At 68.9% G+C, this 18,791-nt stretch carries 17 protein-coding genes; 12 read left to right on the plus strand and 5 right to left on the minus strand.

Going from position 1 to position 18,791, the window contains the following annotated elements:
- The first annotated feature begins 27 nt into the window (after positions 1–27).
- From COA07_RS14835 to COA07_RS14870, 8 genes are all read left to right on the plus strand, one after another.
- Entirely contained in the window at positions 28–1,347 is a 1,320-nt protein-coding gene (locus tag COA07_RS14835) for a pyruvate dehydrogenase complex dihydrolipoamide acetyltransferase (RefSeq protein WP_096641292.1), read from the plus strand.
- 11 nt (positions 1,348–1,358) lie between these two features.
- Positions 1,359–1,571: a hypothetical protein gene (locus tag COA07_RS14840; protein WP_066713296.1), complete on the plus strand. Its 213-nt coding sequence runs from the start codon at positions 1,359–1,361 to the stop codon at positions 1,569–1,571.
- On the plus strand, positions 1,568–1,960 hold the full coding sequence (locus COA07_RS14845; RefSeq protein ID WP_066713299.1) for an acyl-CoA thioesterase: 393 nt from the start codon (positions 1,568–1,570) through the stop codon (positions 1,958–1,960). The genes COA07_RS14840 and COA07_RS14845 overlap by 4 nt, the downstream gene beginning before the upstream one ends.
- A gap of 77 nt (positions 1,961–2,037) precedes the next feature.
- A complete protein-coding gene (gene lpdA, locus COA07_RS14850) occupies positions 2,038–3,432 on the plus strand; it encodes a dihydrolipoyl dehydrogenase (RefSeq protein ID WP_066713302.1) in 1,395 nt (464 codons plus the stop codon).
- Between the two features lie 45 nt (positions 3,433–3,477).
- Complete coding sequence (locus tag COA07_RS14855) at positions 3,478–4,923, plus strand: hypothetical protein (protein ID WP_245842178.1); 1,446 nt, start codon at positions 3,478–3,480, stop codon at positions 4,921–4,923.
- A gap of 75 nt (positions 4,924–4,998) precedes the next feature.
- A complete protein-coding gene (locus COA07_RS14860; protein ID WP_066709254.1) occupies positions 4,999–6,132 on the plus strand; it encodes an AI-2E family transporter in 1,134 nt (377 codons plus the stop codon).
- Between the two features lie 103 nt (positions 6,133–6,235).
- Positions 6,236–6,931: a response regulator transcription factor CtrA gene (gene ctrA / locus COA07_RS14865; protein ID WP_066709257.1), complete on the plus strand. Its 696-nt coding sequence runs from the start codon at positions 6,236–6,238 to the stop codon at positions 6,929–6,931.
- Positions 6,932–7,179: 248 nt separating this feature from the next.
- Positions 7,180–9,528, plus strand: a complete 2,349-nt coding sequence (locus tag COA07_RS14870; protein ID WP_066709261.1) for a TonB-dependent receptor — start codon at positions 7,180–7,182, stop codon at positions 9,526–9,528.
- A 51-nt stretch (positions 9,529–9,579) separates the two neighbouring features.
- On the opposite strand, the gene COA07_RS14875 is transcribed toward COA07_RS14870, so the two are convergent.
- Positions 9,580–11,772 carry a PQQ-dependent dehydrogenase, methanol/ethanol family gene (locus COA07_RS14875; RefSeq protein WP_066709264.1) on the minus strand — a complete coding sequence of 731 codons (2,193 nt, stop codon included), beginning with the start codon at positions 11,770–11,772 and terminating at the stop codon, positions 9,580–9,582.
- Between the two features lie 125 nt (positions 11,773–11,897).
- Between COA07_RS14875 and COA07_RS14880 the strand changes: the two genes are divergently transcribed.
- Entirely contained in the window at positions 11,898–12,890 is a 993-nt protein-coding gene (locus COA07_RS14880) for a cation diffusion facilitator family transporter (protein ID WP_066709267.1), read from the plus strand.
- Between the two features lie 10 nt (positions 12,891–12,900).
- Here COA07_RS14880 and COA07_RS14885 read toward each other — a convergent pair whose 3' ends face one another.
- Complete coding sequence (locus tag COA07_RS14885; RefSeq protein WP_066709270.1) at positions 12,901–13,908, minus strand: polyprenyl synthetase family protein; 1,008 nt, start codon at positions 13,906–13,908, stop codon at positions 12,901–12,903.
- A gap of 110 nt (positions 13,909–14,018) precedes the next feature.
- On the opposite strand from COA07_RS14885, the gene COA07_RS14890 reads away from it, so the two are divergent.
- On the plus strand, positions 14,019–14,300 hold the full coding sequence (locus tag COA07_RS14890) for a chorismate mutase (RefSeq protein WP_066709279.1): 282 nt from the start codon (positions 14,019–14,021) through the stop codon (positions 14,298–14,300).
- Between the two features lie 168 nt (positions 14,301–14,468).
- Here the strand turns inward: COA07_RS14890 and COA07_RS14895 are convergent, their stop codons facing one another.
- Positions 14,469–15,395 (minus strand): NAD(P)H-dependent flavin oxidoreductase, encoded by a 927-nt coding sequence (locus tag COA07_RS14895; protein WP_066709282.1) that lies wholly within the window; start codon positions 15,393–15,395, stop codon positions 14,469–14,471.
- On the minus strand, positions 15,392–16,114 hold the full coding sequence (locus tag COA07_RS14900) for a dienelactone hydrolase family protein (RefSeq protein WP_066709284.1): 723 nt from the start codon (positions 16,112–16,114) through the stop codon (positions 15,392–15,394). Before COA07_RS14900 ends, COA07_RS14895 begins: the two co-directional genes overlap by 4 nt.
- A gap of 91 nt (positions 16,115–16,205) precedes the next feature.
- On the opposite strand from COA07_RS14900, the gene COA07_RS14905 reads away from it, so the two are divergent.
- On the plus strand, positions 16,206–16,670 hold the full coding sequence (locus tag COA07_RS14905; protein ID WP_066709287.1) for a GNAT family N-acetyltransferase: 465 nt from the start codon (positions 16,206–16,208) through the stop codon (positions 16,668–16,670).
- Entirely contained in the window at positions 16,670–17,356 is a 687-nt protein-coding gene (gene gpmA / locus COA07_RS14910) for a 2,3-diphosphoglycerate-dependent phosphoglycerate mutase (protein WP_066709290.1), read from the plus strand. Before COA07_RS14905 ends, gpmA begins: the two co-directional genes overlap by 1 nt.
- Before the next feature lie 119 nt (positions 17,357–17,475).
- On the opposite strand, the gene COA07_RS14915 is transcribed toward gpmA, so the two are convergent.
- A complete protein-coding gene (locus COA07_RS14915; RefSeq protein ID WP_066709302.1) occupies positions 17,476–18,783 on the minus strand; it encodes a sensor histidine kinase in 1,308 nt (435 codons plus the stop codon).
- Positions 18,784–18,791: the final 8 nt, after the last annotated feature.

Consider the following 18,791-nt stretch of genomic DNA (forward strand, 5'->3'; position numbering starts at 1 on the left):
TTCCCCAGGAGCCTTTCGAGGATCACGATGCCCATCGAAATCAAGATGCCTGCCCTGTCCCCGACGATGGAGGAGGGCACGCTGGCCAAATGGCTCGTCAAGGAAGGCGACGAGGTGAAGTCCGGCGACATCATGGCCGAGATCGAGACCGACAAGGCGACGATGGAGTTCGAGGCGGTCGACGAAGGCCGCATCGCCAAGATCATGGTGGCCGAGGGCACCGACGGCGTGAAGGTGGGCGCGGTGATCGCGCTGCTGGAGGGCGAGGACGAGGAATCGGCGCCGCAGCCCGCCGCGACGAAGGAGGGGGCGCCCGCCGCTGCCCCCGCCGACGCCGATCACGGCAAGCCCGCCGACGCCGCGGTCGCCAGGGAAGAGAAGCCGGCGACCCCTGCCCCCGCGCCCGCTCCGGCGCCGGCCGCCGCGCATCAGGATGGCGAGCGCGTGAAGGCCAGCCCGCTGGCGCGCCGCATCGCCGCCGACAAGGGTGTCGACCTGTCCGGCGTCACCGGCTCCGGCCCGAACGGCCGCATCGTCAAGGCGGACGTGGAGAAGGCGCAGCCGGGCGCCGCCGCGCCGGCCGCCACCGCTGCCGCGGCCCCGGCCGAGGCGCCCGCCGTCGCCGCTGCGCCGAAGCCCGCGCAGGTGCCGGACATCCCGCACGAGACGACCAAGCTCAGCAACATGCGCAAGACGATCGCGCGCCGCCTGACTGAATCGAAGCAGCAGGTGCCGCACATCTACCTGACGGTGGATGTGCAGCTGGACAAGCTGCTGAAGCTGCGCGGCGAATTGAACGCCGGGCTGGAAGCGCGCGGCGTCAAGCTGTCGGTCAACGACCTGCTCATCAAGGCGCTGGCGGTGTCGCTGATCCAGGTGCCCAAGTGCAACGTGATGTTCACGCCCGACCAGCTGGTCAGCTTCCACCGTGCCGACATCTCAGTCGCGGTGTCGACGCCCGAAGGCCTCATCACCCCCGTCATCACCGAGGCGGACAGCGCGTCGCTGTCCAGCATCTCGACGCGGATGAAGGATCTGGCCGCCCGCGCGCGTGACAAAAAGCTGAAGCCGGAGGAATTCACCGGCGGCACCGCATCGCTCAGCAACATGGGCATGTTCGGGATCAAGCAGTTCGAAGCGGTCATCAACCCGCCGCAGGGCATGATCCTGGCGATCGGCGCGGGCGACAAGCGCCCGTGGGTGATGCCGGACGGCTCGCTGGGCGTCGCCAGCATCATGAGCGCGACGGGCAGCTTCGATCACCGCGCGATCGACGGCGCGGACGGTGCGCAACTGATGCAGGCGTTCAAGACGCTGGTCGAAAACCCGCTGTCGATGCTCGCCTGAGGCGGGCCGCGATGGCGCAGATGCAGCTCTCCGCCGAAAAGCGCGAGATCGCATGGACCGTGCTGGGCTTCGGGATCACCGCGCTGGTCTTCCAGGGCGCGGCCTGGAGCTATCCGCAGGGCGCGGATACGATCTGGCTGATCGGCGCGGCCACCCTGGTGGTGGTCGGCGTACTGGGCGCGCGCGACGTCGGGCGGGTGCAGCGCGGCGGGGGGGCGGCATGACCGATGCCGCACTCCCGCCCGAGCGCTCGCCGACGATCCGGGTCAGCGCAATGCCCGCCGACGCCAATGCCTATGGCGACATTTTCGGCGGGTGGCTGATGAGCCTGATGGATTCGGCCGCGGGGCTGGTCGCCGCGCGCCGGTCACGCGGGCGGGCGGTGACGATCGCCACCGACGGGATGCATTTCCACGCCCCCGTCCATGTCGGCGACGAAGTGTCGGTCTATGCGCAGATCGAGAAGATCGGCCGCACGTCGATGGCGATCCAGGTCGAAAGCTGGGCGCGCGACCGCCATGGCGAGGAATCGCGCAAGGTGACCGAGGCGCGCTTCACCTTCGTCGCGATCGACGAGAACCGCCGCCCGCGCGACGTACCGCCGGCGGCGTGAGCTTTCACCCGGCGCGCGCGACCCGCGCCGCGCCGGTTATGCGATGACACACAGGGCTGCGGCCCGGGAGTTTTGAAATGGCTGACACCTACGACCTGATCGTGCTCGGCTCCGGCCCCGGCGGCTATGTCGCCGCGATCCGCGCGAGCCAGCTGGGCCTGAAGACCGCGATCGTCGAGCGCGAGCGGCTGGGCGGCATCTGCCTGAACTGGGGGTGCATCCCGACCAAGGCGCTGCTGCGCACGTCGGAGGTCTATCACTATATGACCCATGCCGCCGACTACGGGCTGAAGGCGGACAATGTCGGCTTCGACCTCACCAAGATCGTCGAGCGCAGCCGCAAGGTCGCCGGAACGCTGAACGCCGGCGTCAAGGGGCTGATGAAGAAGAACAAGGTCACGGTGGTCGAAGGGTTCGGCAGCCTGGCCGGCAAGGGCAAGCTGTCCGTCAGGCAGGGCGACAAGACCGTCGAGCTTTCGGCCAAGCACATCCTGATCGCCACCGGCGCGCGCGCGCGCGACCTGCCGTTCGCCAAGGCCGACGGCAAGCGCATCTGGACGTACCGCCACGCGATGGTGCCCGAGGTGATGCCGACCAAGCTGCTGGTGATCGGATCGGGCGCGATCGGGGTGGAGTTCGCCAGCTTCTACAACGACATGGGCACCGATGTGACGATCGTCGAGATGCTGCCGCGGATCCTGCCCGTCGAGGACGAGGAGGTCAGCGCCTTCATGGAGAAGCGCCTGACCAAGGACGGCATCAAGATCGTCACCGGCGCTGCGCTGGAGAAGATCGACAGCGGCGCCAATGCGGTGAAGGCGACGATCAAGGGCAAGGACGGCAAGAGCACGACCGAGGAATACAGCCACGTCATCGTCGCGATCGGCATCGTGCCGAACACCGAGGAGATCGGGCTCGAGACGCTGGGCGTCGCCACCGAGCGCGGGCATATCAAGGTCGACGGTTTCGGGCGCACCAACGTCGAGGGCATCTATGCGATCGGCGACGTCACCGGCGCGCCGTGGCTGGCGCACAAGGCGAGCCACGAAGGCATCGTGTGCATCGAGAAGATCGCCGGCCAGAACCCCCATCCGTTCGAGACGTGGAACATCCCCGGCTGCACCTACAGCCGCCCGCAGGTCGCCAGCGTCGGCCTGACCGAGGCGAAGGCCAAGGAGCAGGGCCGCGACGTCAAGGTCGGCAAATTCCCGTTCATCGGCAACGGCAAGGCGATCGCGCTGGGCGAGGCGGACGGTTTCGTGAAGACCGTGTTCGATGCGAAGACCGGCGAATTGCTGGGCGCGCACATGGTCGGCGCGGAAGTGACCGAGTTGATCCAGGGCTATGTCGTCGCGCGCCAGCTGGAGACGACCGAACATGAGCTGATGGAGACGGTGTTCGCGCACCCGACGCTCAGCGAGATGATGCACGAAAGCGTGCTGGGCGCCTACGGCCGCGCGCTGCACATCTGACGCGGCGGCGGCGGCGGGGGTGCCGCATCGGGGGGACGGCAAGCGATGACGCGGGTTCTTCGGACGGCGGGCGGCGGTGCGGCGGCCCCCGCCGCTGCCGCCGCCGCGCTGTTCGCGGCATCGCTGGCGGTGTTCTGGCCGGGAATCGTCGAATATGACGTCCTGCGCCAGTACGAACAGATCGTCGCGGGGCGGCTGGACGACTGGCATCCCCCGGCGCTGGCGCGATTGTGGGAAGCGACGCTGGCGTGGCGCCACGACCTGGCGCCGCTGCTGGCGCTGCAGCTCGCGCTCTACTGGCTGGCGATCGGGCTGATCGCCACGGCGCTCGCCCGGCGCGGACGCGCGCGCGCCGGCTGGGCGACGCTGGCGGTGGCGGCGCTGCCGCCTTTCCTGGGGTGGCAGGGCGTCGTCGTGAAGGACACGCAGTTCGTCGGCGCGACGCTGGCCGCGGTCGGGCTGACCGCGTTCTGGCGGCTGCGGGGGCGCGCGGTGCCGTGGGGCGCGGGCATCGCCGCGGCGGTGCTGCTGGCCTATGCCATGCTGCTGCGCGCCAATGCGGTGTTCGCGCTGGCGCCGCTGATCGCCATGCTGCTGCCGCTGCCAAGGATGCGCCATCGCGCGATCGCCGGGGTGCTGATCCTTGCGGCCGGGCTGGCGCTGTCGGGGCCGGTCAACCGCCACCTGCTGGGCGCGACGCGGCCGAGCGGGGTGCAGAAGACGCAACCCTTCTACGATCTGGCCGGCATTGCGGTGCGCACCGGCGGCAACGACGGTACCGGGCTGTCGGCGCAAGCCGCGCGCGTGATGGCGGCGCGGCATTGCGTGTCGCCGCTGTTCTGGGATTCGATCGGCGACGACGCGCACTGCGGCCCGGTGACCCGCCGGTTGTGGGGGCAGCCGCCCGCCACGCTCTATCCGCGGCTGGCGATCAGCGCGGCGCGCCATCCGCTGGCGTATCTGTCGCATCGCGCCGCCCATTGGAACATGACCGAGCGGTGGATCGTGCCCGCGCACCTGCCCTTCGCCGATCCCCCCGCCTGGGGCGAGCCGAACGCGGTCGGCCTGCCCACCGCCGGGGGCGCGGCGATGCATCGCTGGCAGGCGATCGCGGCATGGCTGGTGGAAACCCCGCTGGGCTGGCCGATCGCGTGGCTGGCGCTGGCCGCCGGGCTGGCGTGGACGGCATGGCGGCGCCCCGCCGCCCCGGCGCGCGATCTGGCAGCGGCGCTGCTGGCGTCGGCGATCGCGCTGGAGGCCAGCTTCGTCGCGGTCTCGATCGCGTCCGACCTGCGCTACCACCTGTGGCCGATGATCGCGACCGCGCTGGCGGGGGTGCTGCTGGCGGACCGGGCGGTGCCGCGGCGCGCCTTCGTGCCGCTGGCGGTGGTCGTCGTCACCGCCACGCTGGCGCGGCTGGCGCTGCCCACCCCGCCGCAGGATTATGCCGCGCTGATCGGCTGGTGGCCGGGCGCGATCGCGCTGCAATAACCCGCGCCGCTGCGCGCGTCCTTTTGCGATGATGTGCGTTGTGCCGCGCATGAAACGATCCGCCCGCCCCGCGGCATGAACCGCCTGGCCCCCGACGATTCGGATGCGCGCTTCCTGCGCCGGGTCCTGTGGCTGATCGTCATCGTCGCGGTCGTCGCCGCGCTGTACCTGGCGCAGCATCTGCTGATCCTCGCGTTCGGGTCGATCCTGATCGCGATCGTCATCCACGCGCTGGCGGACCTGTACGAAAACCACGCGCGCCTTCCCAAGCGCCCGGCGCTGATCGCCGCGATCCTGTCGGTGTTGGGGTTCATCGCGCTGATGGTGTGGCTGTTCGGCGTCGAATTCCGCGCGCAGGTGAACACGCTGGTCGTCGCGCTGCCGGGCCTGATCGACCAACTGGACGATTATCTATCGCAAAGCCCGGTGGGCGCCAAGGTGGTCGATGCGGTGCGCGCCGCCTTCGCCGGCAGCCGCGTGGCGCAGGACATCGGCCAGATCGTGCGCGGCGCGGGGCAGCTGTTCCTCAATTCGTTCATCGTGCTGTTCGGTGCGATCTTCTTCGCGGTCGACCCCAAGGTGTACGAACGCGGCTTCCTGCTGCTGATCCCGCCGTCGAAGCGTGCCGCGGTGGAGGATGCGCTGGGCGACGTCGGCTCCACGCTGCTGCTGTGGCTGCGCGCGCAGCTGATCCAGATGACCGCGATGGGCACGATGGTGGGCATCGGCCTGTGGATCGCGGGGGTGCCGTCCGCCGCGCTGCTGGGGTTGCTGACGGGGATATCGGAGTTCATTCCCTATGTCGGCCCGCTCGCCGCGATGCTGCCCGCGCTGGGGCTGGCCGCGACCGCGGGGACGGAACCGCTGCTGGGCGCGCTGGCGACGTTCGCGCTGGTGCGCATCGTGCAGACCAACCTGGTCACCCCCTATGTCACCGGGCGGGTGATCGCGATCCCGCCCGCGCTCAGCCTGTTCGCGATCATCGGCACGGGCGCGGTGTTCGGCGTGTTCGGGCTGTTTTTCTCCGGCGGAATCCTGGTCGTTACCTACACATTGGTGCGCAGCCTGTACCTGCGCGAGGTACTGGGCGAGGACATCCCGCCCACCCGCGAACGCCGCCTGTTCACCGCCAAGGGCACCCCGCGGGATGCGCCGGCCAAAGAACTCAAATCAGATTCGGGTGACGACTCGCCGGAATCATTGGCTTAAGTCGAAATTAACCTTTTGCGTTCAGAAGCGGTTTGGTAAATGGATATCTGGTGAGGCGGGCCGACAGGGTGGTGCCGCGCTTGCGAACCGGGGGACTGCACCTATGCGCGTTCTGCTGATCGAGGACGAGCCGACCACCGCCAAGGCTATCGAGCTGATGCTCTCGACCGAAGGGTTCAACGTCTATTCGACGGACCTGGGCGAGGAAGGCCTCGATCTGGGCAAGCTGTACGATTACGACATCATCCTGCTCGACCTCAACCTGCCGGACATGCACGGCTATGACGTGCTCAAGAAGCTGCGCGTCGCACGCGTGCAGACCCCGGTGCTGATCCTGTCGGGCATCAACGAGATGGATTCGAAGGTCCGCAGCTTCGGCTTCGGCGCCGACGATTACGTGACCAAGCCGTTCCACCGCGAAGAACTGATCGCGCGCATCCACGCCGTGGTCCGCCGTTCGAAGGGCCATTCGCAGTCGGTCATCAAGACCGGCAAGCTGTCGGTCAACCTGGACGCCAAGACGGTCGAGGTCGACGGCGCGCGCGTGCACCTGACCGGCAAGGAATATGCGATGCTGGAGCTGCTGTCGCTGCGCAAGGGCACCACGCTGACCAAGGAAATGTTCCTCAACCACCTGTACGGCGGGATGGACGAGCCGGAACTGAAGATCATCGACGTCTTCATCTGCAAGCTGCGCAAGAAGCTGAGCACGGCCTGCGAGGGCGAAAACTACATCGAGACCGTGTGGGGCCGCGGCTACGTGCTGCGCGAGCCGGAAGAGATCGTCGCCGTCGCCTGACGCGACCACCGTTTTCCCCCGGCGTGTCCGGGGAACAGGAAAGGCCGCGGCACCGGGGGGCGCCGCGGCCTTTTTTGTGCCCGCCGATGTGGCCCCGGCGCATCACCGACGCGCGATTCGCCGCGCCGGGGCGATCGGCGCGCGGCAGCGCGATGGTCCGTTACGAAACCGCAACCGAACCGTCATCGCCCTGACCCGAAACATCGGCACCGGCGCCCCCGAACCTGTTCCGGGGGAAACATAAGATAATGACGACCAAGTTCATGCTGCTCGCCGGCGCCACCGCGCTGCTGTTCACCGCAACCGCCGTCGCTGCGCAGGAAGCGCCCGCGCCGACCGCCGCCGCCGACCAGCCGGCCGCCGGGGAGAATAGCGACATCGTCGTGCTGGGGTTCGGCCAGGCGCGGCAGGTGCAGACCGTGACCGCCGCCGATCTGGAGCGGCTGACCCCGGGCACGTCCCCGCTGAAGGCGGTGGCGAAACTGCCGGGCGTCAATTTCCAGTCGGCGGACGCGTTCGGCGCCTATGAATGGTCGACGCGCATCTCGCTGCGCGGGTTCAACCAGAACCAGCTGGGCTTCACGCTGGACGGCGTGCCGCTGGGCGACATGAGCTACGGCAACGTCAACGGCCTGCACATCAGCCGAGCGGCGATCTCCGAAAACCTCGCCAGCACCACCGTGGCGCAGGGCGCCGGCGCGCTGGGCACCGCATCGACCAGCAACCTGGGCGGCACGCTGCAATTCGTCACCCGCGCGCCGTCGAATGACGCCGATATCGTCGCATCGGGCACCTATGGCAGCAACGACACGATACGCGCGTTCGCGCGCATCGACACCGGCGATATCGCCGACGGGCTGAAGGGCTATATCAGCTACGGCTTCCTCACCACCGACAAGTGGAAGGGCTATGGCGTGCAGCGCCAGCACCAGGCGAATGCCAAGCTGGTGAAGGATATCGGCGATCGCGGCGCGATCACCGCGTTCCTGAACTTCTCCGACCGGCGCGAGAACGACTATCAGGACCTCAGCTACGACATTCTGCGCCGTCGCGGCTATTATGCCGACAATATCTCGAACGACTATCCGCTCGCGCTGCAGATCGGACAGATCTACCAGAACCAGGCCGCGCGTGCGGGCAATGCCAATGCCGCCCTGCCCTATCCGAACGCCGGCCTCACCTTCCCGGCCGGCATCGGCACGGTCGACGATGCCTATTACGACGCGGCCGGCGTGCGCCGCGACTGGCTGGGCGGAATCACCTTCGATGCGAAGCTGACCGACGCGCTGTCGATCGTGTCGACCAGCTACGGGCACAAGAACCGTGGCCAGGGTTCGTGGATCACGCCCTATGTCGGCTCGCCCGCCGGCGTTCCGGACGGCAACGGCGGCACGCTGTCGGCGGCATCGCCGCTGTCGTTCCGCACCACCGAATACAGCATCCGTCGCGCCGGCAACCTCACCAACCTGGCGCTCGACATGGGGGCGAACCGGCTGGACGTGGGCGGCTGGTACGAAACCAATACGTTCAACCAGGCGCGCCGCTTCTACGGGATGACCAGCGCCGCGACGCCCAACCGCAACGCGCGCGATTTCCAGAGCGACCCGTTCTTCACCCAGTGGAACGGCAAGTACGATACCGAGACGATCCAGTATCACGTCGCCGACACGCTGACGCTCGACCGGCTGACGCTGAGCGGCGGGTGGAAGGGGATGCAGGTCCGCAACCAGGCGACGCTGCGCACCGGGTCGCTGGTGTCGGGCCGCATCCAGTCGCGCGACTGGTTCCTGCCGCAGGTGGGCGCGGTGTTCCACCTGGGCGGCGGCGCGGAGGTGTTCGCCAGCTATACCGAGAACATGCGCGCGTTCGTTTCCTCGGCCACCAGCGGGCCGTTCGCGACGACCCAGGCCGGGTTCGACGGCATCCGCAACACGCTGAAGCCCGAAACGTCGAAGACCGGCGAAGGCGGCGTGCGCCTGCGCAGCGGCGGGCTGCAGCTGTCGGCGGCGGGCTATTACATCCACTTCGCCGACCGCCTGCTGACCTTCGCCAACGGATCGGGCATCCAGGGCAACCCGCCGACGCTGAACAACGCCGGCGACGTCGAAAGCTATGGCGCGGAAGTGTCGGCCTTCTACCGCGTCATGCGCCCGCTGACGGTGTTCGCCAGCTATTCGTACAACAAGGCGACCTATCAGGATAACGTCGTCAACGCCGCGGGCACGATCCTGACCGCGACCAAGGGCAAGACCGTGGTCGACACGCCCGAGCATATGGCCAAGGGCGAGATCGTCTATGACGACAGCCGCGTGTTCGGCCGGGTCGGCGCGGATTATCTGTCGAAGCGGTATTTCACCTACCTCAACGACCAGTCGGTCGACGGGCGCGTGCTGGTCGATGCCAGCATCGGCTTCCGTTTCGGCGACGGCTCCGGCTTCCTCCGTGGCTTCGCGATCGAGGGGAGCGTGACCAACCTGACCGACAAGCAATATATCTCGACGATCGGCACCAACGGCTACACCGCCAGCGGCGACAACCAGACGCTGCTGACCGGCGCGCCGCGCCAGTGGTTCGTGACGCTGCGTCGCGGCTTCTGACCGGACGACCGCGCGGGAGGGGGCGGCGCCCGTCCCCTCCCGCCGGCCGGATCAGGGCTTCCGGGCGCCCTTGGCCGCCGCGCCATCGCCCAGGTTGGCGCGTGCCCAGCGTGCCTCGTCGATGACATAGTGGCGGATCGCCTGCGCCTGTTCCGGGGTGATGACCCGCGCGAAGCTGACCATCCCGCGTTCCTTCAACGCGCCGTCGATCAGGATCGACTTCCACGTATCGGCATCCGACAGCACGGGCGAGTTCTGGAGGTTGGGCAGCACCCCGCCGCCCATCGCGCTGGCGCCGTGGCACACCTGGCAATAGCGGCCGAACAGCAGCTTGCCCTGCGCCACCTGTTCGGGCGGCGCCTTATCATCGGGCAGCGGAACGGGCGCGGCGGGCGTCGCGCCCGGCGACGGCGGCAGCGCGGCCTTGCCGCCCAGCGCGAACACCAGCAGCCGCGGATTATTGGGCACGTCGCGCGCCTTGCCGATCGCATAGCCGATCGACAGCGGCAGCGCGCCGCCGCGCCCGGCCAGCACCGCGACATATTGCTTGCCCTTGACCATATAGGTCGCCGCACCCGCCATGATCCCGGTGCCCGCCGGGAACGCGAACAATTGCTTGCCGGTATCGGCGGCATAGGCGCGGAATTCGCCCAGCGACGTGCCCTGGAACACCAGATTGCCGGCGGTGGCCATGGTGCCGCCGTTCCACGACGTCGGGTAATCGACCTTCCAGCGCGGCTTGTTGGCGACCGGATCCCACGCCACCAGCGATCCGGTGGCGCTGGCGATCATCCCCTTCACCGCGGCGGCGTCGCGCGGATACATGGCATTGCCCAGATCCTGCCCGACGTTGAAGCCGATCGCCTTGCGCTGGTCGAGCGGCGAGGACGGGTTGAGATAGGCCGAGCCGACCGTCTGCGCGGGGATATAGGCCAGCCCGGTCTGCGGCGAAAACGCCATCGGCTGCCAGTTGTGCGCCGCGATCGCCGAGGGCAACGCCAGGAACGGCTTGCCGGTGCGGTAATAGCGCGACGCCGGATTCTCGATCGGCCGCCCGGTCTTCATGTCGTATCCGGTCGCCCAATTGACCCCCGGAATGAACTGGCCGGCGTTGATGAGCCGCCCGTTGGTGCGATCGACGACGTAGAAGAAGCCGTTCTTCGGCGCCTGCATCAGCACCTTGCGCGGCTGCCCGCCGATCGTCAGCGTCGCCAGCACGATCGGCTGGGTGGCGGTGAAGTCCCAGGTTTCGGCGGGCGTTTCCTGATAATGCCACAGATACTGGCCGGTTTCCGGCTTCAGCGCGACGATCGAGGACAGGAAAAGATTGTCCCCCTGTCCTTCGCTGCGCAGCCCGTGGTTCCATGGGCTGCCGTTGCCGACGCCCAGGTACAGCTGGTCCAGTTCCGCGTCGTAGACGATCGAATCCCACACCGTCCCGCCGCCGCCGGACTGTTTCCACTGGCCGTTGGCGGACCAGGTCGGCGCCACCTTCGCCATCGCCGCGTCGGATGCCGCGCCGTCCTTCGCCCCGGTGGGGTTGGGGACGGTGTAGAAGCGCCATTTCTGCGCCCCCGTCGCCACGTCATAGGCAGTGACATAGCCGCGCACGCCGAATTCCGCGCCGCCGTTGCCGATCAGCACCATGTCCTTCACCACGCGCGGCGCGCCGGTGATCGTATAGGGCTTGCTGTTGTCGGTGGTCTGCACCGACCAATTGGGCGTGCCGGTTTCGGCGTTGAGCGCGATCAGCCGCCCGTCGAGCGTGCCGACGAACAACTGCCCCTTCCACGCCGCGACGCCGCGGTTGACGACGTCGCAGCACGCCTGCACGCCCTTCTGCGGATCGACCTTCGGGTCATATTCCCACAGCTTGGCGCCGGTCGCGGCGTCATAGGCGAACACCTTTGACCAGGGGCCGGTGACGAACAGCTTGCCGTCGACCACCACCGGGGTCGCTTCCTGCCCGCGCGCGTCGGGCATGTCCGCGAACCAGGCCAGCCCCAGCTGCCCGACATTGCCGGCGTTCACCTGGCTGAGCGGGGAGAAGCGCTGTTCCTGGTAATTGAACCCGGTCATCGCCCAGTCGCTGCCGTCGCCGCCGGTGGTCAGCAGCGCGGCGTCCACCTTTCCCACGCCGCTGGTCGCGGTGGCGGCGGGCGCCGCCGCGTCGCGCTGGCCGCTGCCGCAGCCCGCCAGGATCGTCATGGCCAGCAGCGGCCCCACGCATCTGCGCATCCTCATCCTCTCCCCATACACCGTCATCGCGGGTGCCTGATGAGACTGACTTAGATTGCCCGCGAAGGAAAGGGTTTTGGGGCAGGTCCATGCGCTAGTATCTCCCGCCGCGGCGGTGGTAGAGGCGCGCCATGGCGCACGGTCATCACCACCATCACGGGCGCGATCACTCCCACGGGCACTCGCACGGGCACAGCCACTCGCACGGGCATTCGCACGGGCACGACCATGCGCATCACGCCCCGCCGGAAAACTGGGACCGCGCCTTCGCGATCGGCATCGCGCTCAACCTGTTCTACGTCGTGGCGGAGGGGGCGGCCGGCTTCGTGCTGGGATCGGTCGCGCTGCTGGCGGATGCGGGACACAATCTGTCCGACGTGCTGGGGCTGGCGATCGCCTGGGGCGGCGCGGCGCTGGCGCGCAGCGCGCCGTCGAAGCGGTTTACCTATGGGCTGAAGGGATCGACGATCCTGGCCGCTCTCGCCAATGCGCTGCTGCTGCTGGTGGCGATCGGCGCGATCGCGCTGGAGGCGATCCAGCGGCTGGGCGATCCCGCGCCGGTACAGGGGCTGGACGTGGCGATCGTTGCCGGGATCGGCATCGCGGTGAACGCGGTCACCGCCTGGCTGTTCGCGCGCGGGCGCAAGGGCGACGTCAACATCCGCGGTGCCTATCTGCACATGCTGTCGGACGCGGTCGTTTCGGCCGGGGTGGTCGCGGCGGGCATCGCGATCTGGGCGACCGGGGCGGCGTGGCTGGACCCGGTGGTCAGCCTGGTGATCGCGGCGCTGATCTTCTGGCAGACCTGGGGGCTGCTGCGCGAAACCGTGGAAATGGCGCTGGCCGCGGTGCCGCGCGGCATCGATTATGACGGGGTGCACGACGCGCTGGCGGCGCTGCCGGGGGTGACCGCGGTGCATGATCTGCACATCTGGCCGATGTCCACGACCGAACCGGGGCTGACCGCGCATCTGCTGATCCCCGCCGGGCATCCGGGCGATGCTTTCCTGGGCGAAACGCAGGACATGCTGCACCACCGCTTCGGCATCGGCCATGCGACGATCCAGATCGAGACCGGCGATCATGACGCCGGGTGCAAACTGGCCGATCCGGCGCGGGTATAGCCGCGCCCGGTCAGTAGGCGCGCGCGACCGCGAACTCCACCGCCTCGACCATCGCATCCTTCGCCGCGCCATCGTCGAACGCCGCCAGCGCGTCGATCGCCTGCTGCCCGTAATGGCGCGCGCGCGCGAACGTATCCTCGACCGCGCGCGTGCGGCGCACCAGATCGACGGCGTGCGCGAAATCGGCATCGCCCGAGCGGCGCCCCTCCACCGCATCGCGCCAGAAGGTGCGATCCGCCTCGTCCCCGCGGGCATAGGCCAGGATCACCGGCAGCGTCATCTTGCCTTCGCGGAAATCGTCGCCCGCGTCCTTGCCCATCGTGCCCGCGTCGCTGGTATAGTCGATCGCATCGTCGACCAGCTGGAACGCCACGCCCAGGTTGCGGCCATAGGCGTCGAGCGCGGCCTCGTCCGCGGGGCGATCCGCCACCACCGCGGCAACGCGGCACGCCGCCGCGAACAGCGCCGCGGTCTTCGCGCCGATGATGTCGAGATAGCGTTCCTCGGCCAGGTCGACGCGCCTGACCGCGGTCAGCTGATTCACCTCGCCCTCTGCGATCACTGCGGATGCGTTCGACAGAATCTCCAGCGCGCGCAGGCTGCCGCTTTCGACCATCAGCTCGAACGAGCGGGAAAACAGAAAATCGCCGACCAGCACGCTGGCGGGATTACCCCAGATGATGTTGGCGGTGCGCCGCCCGCGGCGCAGGTCCGACCCGTCGACCACGTCGTCGTGGAGCAGCGTCGCGGTATGGATGAACTCCACCGCCGCAGCGAGCAAATGGTGGCGATCGCCGCCATAGCCCAGCAGCCGCGCACTGGCGAGCGTCAGCATCGGGCGCAGGCGCTTGCCCCCGCCGGCGATCAAATGCCCGGCGAGTTCGGGAATCAGCGGGATCTCGGACCGCATCCGGTCCACGATCACGTCGTTGACCGAATCCATGTCGCGCGCGACCAACCCGATCATCGGGTCGAGCGAGGGCGCGTGGCCGGCGAAGCGGTGAAGGGTGACGCTCATCTGCCCTGCCCTTACGGTCGAGGCGGCGCGCAAGGCAAGCGCGGGCTTGCCCATCTCCGCCGGTCGCCGCATGGAAGCGCCCGTTGACCGATGACGGGGATGAGGCGCGGATGACGGACGAGGTGCTGAAACGGTACCGCAAGAGCATCGACAATATCGATGCCGCGCTGGTGTGCCTGCTGGCGGAACGGTTCAAGGTGACGCAGGCGGTCGGTGCGTACAAGGCGACCGCCAACCTGCCCCCCGCCGATCCGGGGCGCGAGGAAGCGCAGATCGCCCGGCTGCGCGCGCTGAGCGAGGAAGCCGAGCTGGACCCGGAATTCTCCGAAAAATTCCTGCGCTTCATCATCGACGAGGTGATTCGCCATCATCAGGCGGCGGCGCGGGGATAAGGACGATCCGGCATGAGGGGGCCGGGGACGGCATCCGCGATACCCCTCCCCTCATACCGGACCTGTTCCGGCATCCACCGCACCGCGTGATCCGACGCGACCGATCTCGCGAGACGGTGGCCCCCGGAACAGGTCCGGGGTGACGGCCTGCGCGAGGGGCGCGCGCCCCTACCGCGGCAGGCGCGCCACCACCGCGTCGTAATCGCGCATCGTCTCCTCGAAGATCTGCGCGACCGGCATCACCGAATCGATCCGCCCCGCGACCTGCCCGGTCAGCGCCACGCCGGCCTCCAGGTCGCCGCCGAAATAGACCGCCTGCGTATCGGCGAATTCGGCGAAGATGCCGCCGGGCGCGCCCTCCTTCTCGATCCGCGTCGTGCGCTCGGTGCGCAGCGCGCGCAGCGCCGGGCCGGGGCCGGCGCGGTTCAGGAACACCGTGTCGGTCGCATCGGCGGACAGGATCGCCTGTTTCCAATTGTCGTGGACCGGGCATTCGGCGGCGGTCAGCATCCGCGTGCCCATCACCACCCCCTCCGCGCCCAATGCGAACGCCGCCGCCATGCTGCGCCCGTCGACGATGCCGCCGGCGGCCACGACCGGCACGTCGACCGCGGCGACCACCTGCGGCACCAGCACCATCGTCGACACGTCCTTCGGGTTCTTGAACCCGCCGCCCTCGCCGCCCTCGACGATCAGCCCGTCGACCCCCGCCTCGACCGCGCGCAGCGCGCCCGCCAGGTTGGGGACGACGTGGAACACGGTCAGCCCGGCGTCCTTGAGCATCGCGGTATATTTCATCGGATCGCCGGCGGAGGTGGTGACGAACCGCACCCCCTGTTCGATCACGAACTGCACGATCGACGGATCGCGCACGAACGCCTGCGCCACGTTCACGCCGAAGGGCTTGTCGGTCAGCGCGCGCATCTTGACGATCTCGGCACGTACCGCGTCCAGTTCGCCGGACGACGTTTCGATGATCCCCATGCCGCCGGCGTTCGACACCGCGGAGGACAGCTGCGACCGCGCGATCCAGCCCATCGCGGCCTGAATGATCGGCTTTTCGATGCCCAGCATCTCGGTCACGCGCGTCTTCATGCGAACAGCTCCTTCAGGAAATCGCGCATCGCCTGCCAGCTGCGGCGCTCGGCGCGCGGTTCATAGGCAATCCCCGGGATCCCCGTGGCCGTTGCGGACATGTCCGTGAAGGCATGTCCGGCGTGGCCATAGGCATGAACCTGCCAGTCCGCCCCGGCTTCGGTCAGTTCCTGTCCCAGCCCGACGAGTGCGTCGGGCGGCGCCAGCGGGTCGTCCCAGCCGTGGCACACCAGCAGCTTCATCGTGACCGGCGTGGTCGTCGCATAATCGGGCCGGTCGTAGACGCCATGGAAACTGACCCCGCCCAGCACGTCCAGCCCGGCTCGGGCCATGTCCAGCACGCATTTGCCACCGAAGCAGAAGCCGATCGCCGCCACCTTCGCGGCATCGACATCCTCCTGCGCGCGCAGTGCGGAAAGGCTGGCGGCGAGCCGGTCGCGCAGCAGTGCCCGATCGGCGTTCATCTCGTCCATGTAGCGGCTGTAGCCCTCGCCGCGCTCGGCCCGGCGCCCCTGCCCGAACACGTCGCAGGCGAACGCGGCATAGCCGAGCGCGGCGAGATCCTCGGCCTTGCGGTTGTCGGCTTCCTTCTGCCCAAGGACATTGGGGATCACCAGAATGCCGGGGCGCGGCCCGCCGTCGGCATCGTCCCAGGCGAACACGCCCTCGAACGGACCGCCCGGCCCGTCATATACGATCGTGCGGCGCTGTACCGTCACTCGTCCTCTCCCGCCCGCCTGCGCGGCCTGTGTGCGCGACTTGTCTGCGCGTCACCTTTCGCTAGACGGGGCGGCGAAGGGGGGCAAGCGAATGCAGGTGCGTATCGACGATCCGACCAACCCCGCGGTGGCGCCGCTGCTGGCGGAGCATGTCGCCGACCAGCACGGCAACACGCCCCCCGGCTTCGCCTTCGCGCTGGGCGCGGAGGGGCTTTCCGCGGCCGACGTCACCTTCTTCTCCGTGTGGGACGGCGAGACGCTGGCCGGGATGGGCGCGTTGAAACAGCTCGACGCCACCAGCGGCGAGGTGAAGTCGATGCGCAGCACGGCCGCCGCGCGCGGCCGCGGCGCCGGCCATGCCGCGCTGGCGCAGATCATCGCCACCGCCCGCGCACGCGGCTACGCCCGCCTCTATCTCGAAACCGGCACCACGCCCGCCTATGACGCGGCGCTGGCGCTGTACCGGCGCGCCGGGTTCGTGCCCTGCGCGCCGTTCGGCGATTACGCGGCCAGTCCGCACAACCAGTTCTTCATGCTGATTCTAGAGGAAAACTGATGCCCACGCTCGTCCTGATCCGCCACGGCCAGTCCGCCTGGAACCTCGAAAACCGTTTCACCGGCTGGTGGGACGTCGACGTCACCGAAAAGGGCGCGGCCGAGGCGCGCGCGGCGGGCGAGCTGATGGCGGCGAAGGGGCTGGATTTCGACCAGACCTTCACCAGCCTGCAGACGCGCGCGATCAAGACGCTGAACCTCGCGCTGGAGGCGATGGGGCGGCTGTGGCTGCCGGTCGAGAAGGATTGGCGCCTGAACGAGCGGCATTACGGCGGGCTGACCGGGCTGGACAAGGCGCAGACCGCGGCGAAGCATGGCGACGAACAGGTGCACATCTGGCGCCGCAGCTTCGACACCCCGCCACCGCCGATCGAGGCAGGCAGCGAGTTCGACCTGTCGGGCGACCGCCGCTACGCCGGAATCGCGGTGCCCGCGACCGAGAGCCTGAAGGACACGATCGCGCGCGTGCTGCCCTATTGGGAGGGCCGCATCGCCCCGGCGCTGAAGGACGGGCAGCGCGTGCTGATCTCCGCGCACGGCAATTCGCTGCGCGCGCTGGTGAAGCACCTGTCGCACATTTCGGACGACGAGATCACCGGGCTGGAAATCCCCACCGGCCAGCCGATCGTCTACGAACTGGACGCGGACCTCAACGCGACCGACCGCTATTACCTGAACGAGCGGTAAGCCCGGCGCCTGCCCCCCTTCGTCATGCCGGACTCGATCCGGCATGGCGGCGTGGGTTCCGCCGCTGCCCCGGCCGAGTTCGGTGGCCACCGGAACGGGTCCGTCACGACGGCCCGACGTCACCCCGCCATCGGCAGGCGGAGGCGCACCAGCAGCCCGCCGAGGTCCTCGCTCTCCTCCAGCGACACCGTCCCGTCGTAGATTTCGGCAACGTCGCGCACGATAGCGAGGCCCAGCCCCGTGCCCGGCTTCCCGGTGTCGAGCCGCACCCCGCGGTCGAAGATGCGGATGCGGTCCGCCTCGGGGATGCCCATACCGTCGTCCTCGACCATGATCTCAACGAACCCGGCCTGCGCCGCGACGGTGACGAACACGCTGCCGCCGCCGTATTTCGCGGCGTTCTCCACCAGATTGCCCATGATCTCGTCCAGGTCCTGCCGCTCGATATGCGCGACCAGATCCTTCGGCCCGTCCATGTCGACGCGCACATGCGGGTAGAGGCGGCGGACCGCGCGCTCGACCGATTCGACGCTGGGCCACACCTGGGCACGGCTGTGCGCGGAGCCGCGCCGGCCGACCGCGCGCGCGCGCGCCAGATGGTGGTCGACCTGCCGCCGCATCGTCCGCGCCTCACGCACCACGGTGTCGGCCAGGTCGTCCGACTGCGCGGTCGCGGCGTTCATGATGACGGTCAGCGGGGTCTTGAGCGCATGGGCGAGGTTGCCGGCGTGGCGGCGCGCCTCCTCGGCCTGCGTCTCGTTATGCGCGACCAGCGCGTTCACCTCCTCGACCAGCGGCATCACCTCGCGCGGCATGTCGCCGGCGATCTGGTTGGTGCGGCCGGCGCGCATCTTGGCGATCTCCATCCGCACCTTGCGCAGCGGCCAGAGGCCGTACAGCGTCTGCAACGCCGCCAGGATGATGAGGCCGACGCCCAGCAACACGAAGCTGCGCACCAGCGTCCGGCGCAGCACGGTGATCTGCGCGTCCAGCGCCTCGCGGCTGGCCGCCACTTGGAACCGCCAGCGCACCGGCGATCCCGGCAGCTTGACGTCGCGCTCGACGATGCGCAGCTTCTCGTCGCCGAACTGCTTGCTGTCGTAGATGTGAACGCCGCGGTCGTCGTGCTGCGCGCCATAGGCGATCTGCCGATCCCACAGCGAGCGCGACGGGAACACCTCATGCCCCGGTGCCGACACCTGCCAGTAGAGGCCCGAATACGGCTCCAGGAAACGCTGGTCGGCGGGTTCGCGGTTGAACGTCACCTCCCCCGCGGTGTCGATCTCGGCGGACACCAGCAGCGAGCGCAGTACATATTCCAGCTGGTCGTCGGCATTGGTGGTCACCGCCGCCACCAGCACGCGGTCGAGCGCGAACCCGCCCGCGCCCAGCAGCACGCTGATCCACAACGCCGCGATCAGGATCATGCGCCGCG

This window comes from Sphingomonas adhaesiva (genome assembly GCF_002374855.1).
GTDB classification, from domain to species: domain Bacteria; phylum Pseudomonadota; class Alphaproteobacteria; order Sphingomonadales; family Sphingomonadaceae; genus Sphingomonas; species Sphingomonas adhaesiva.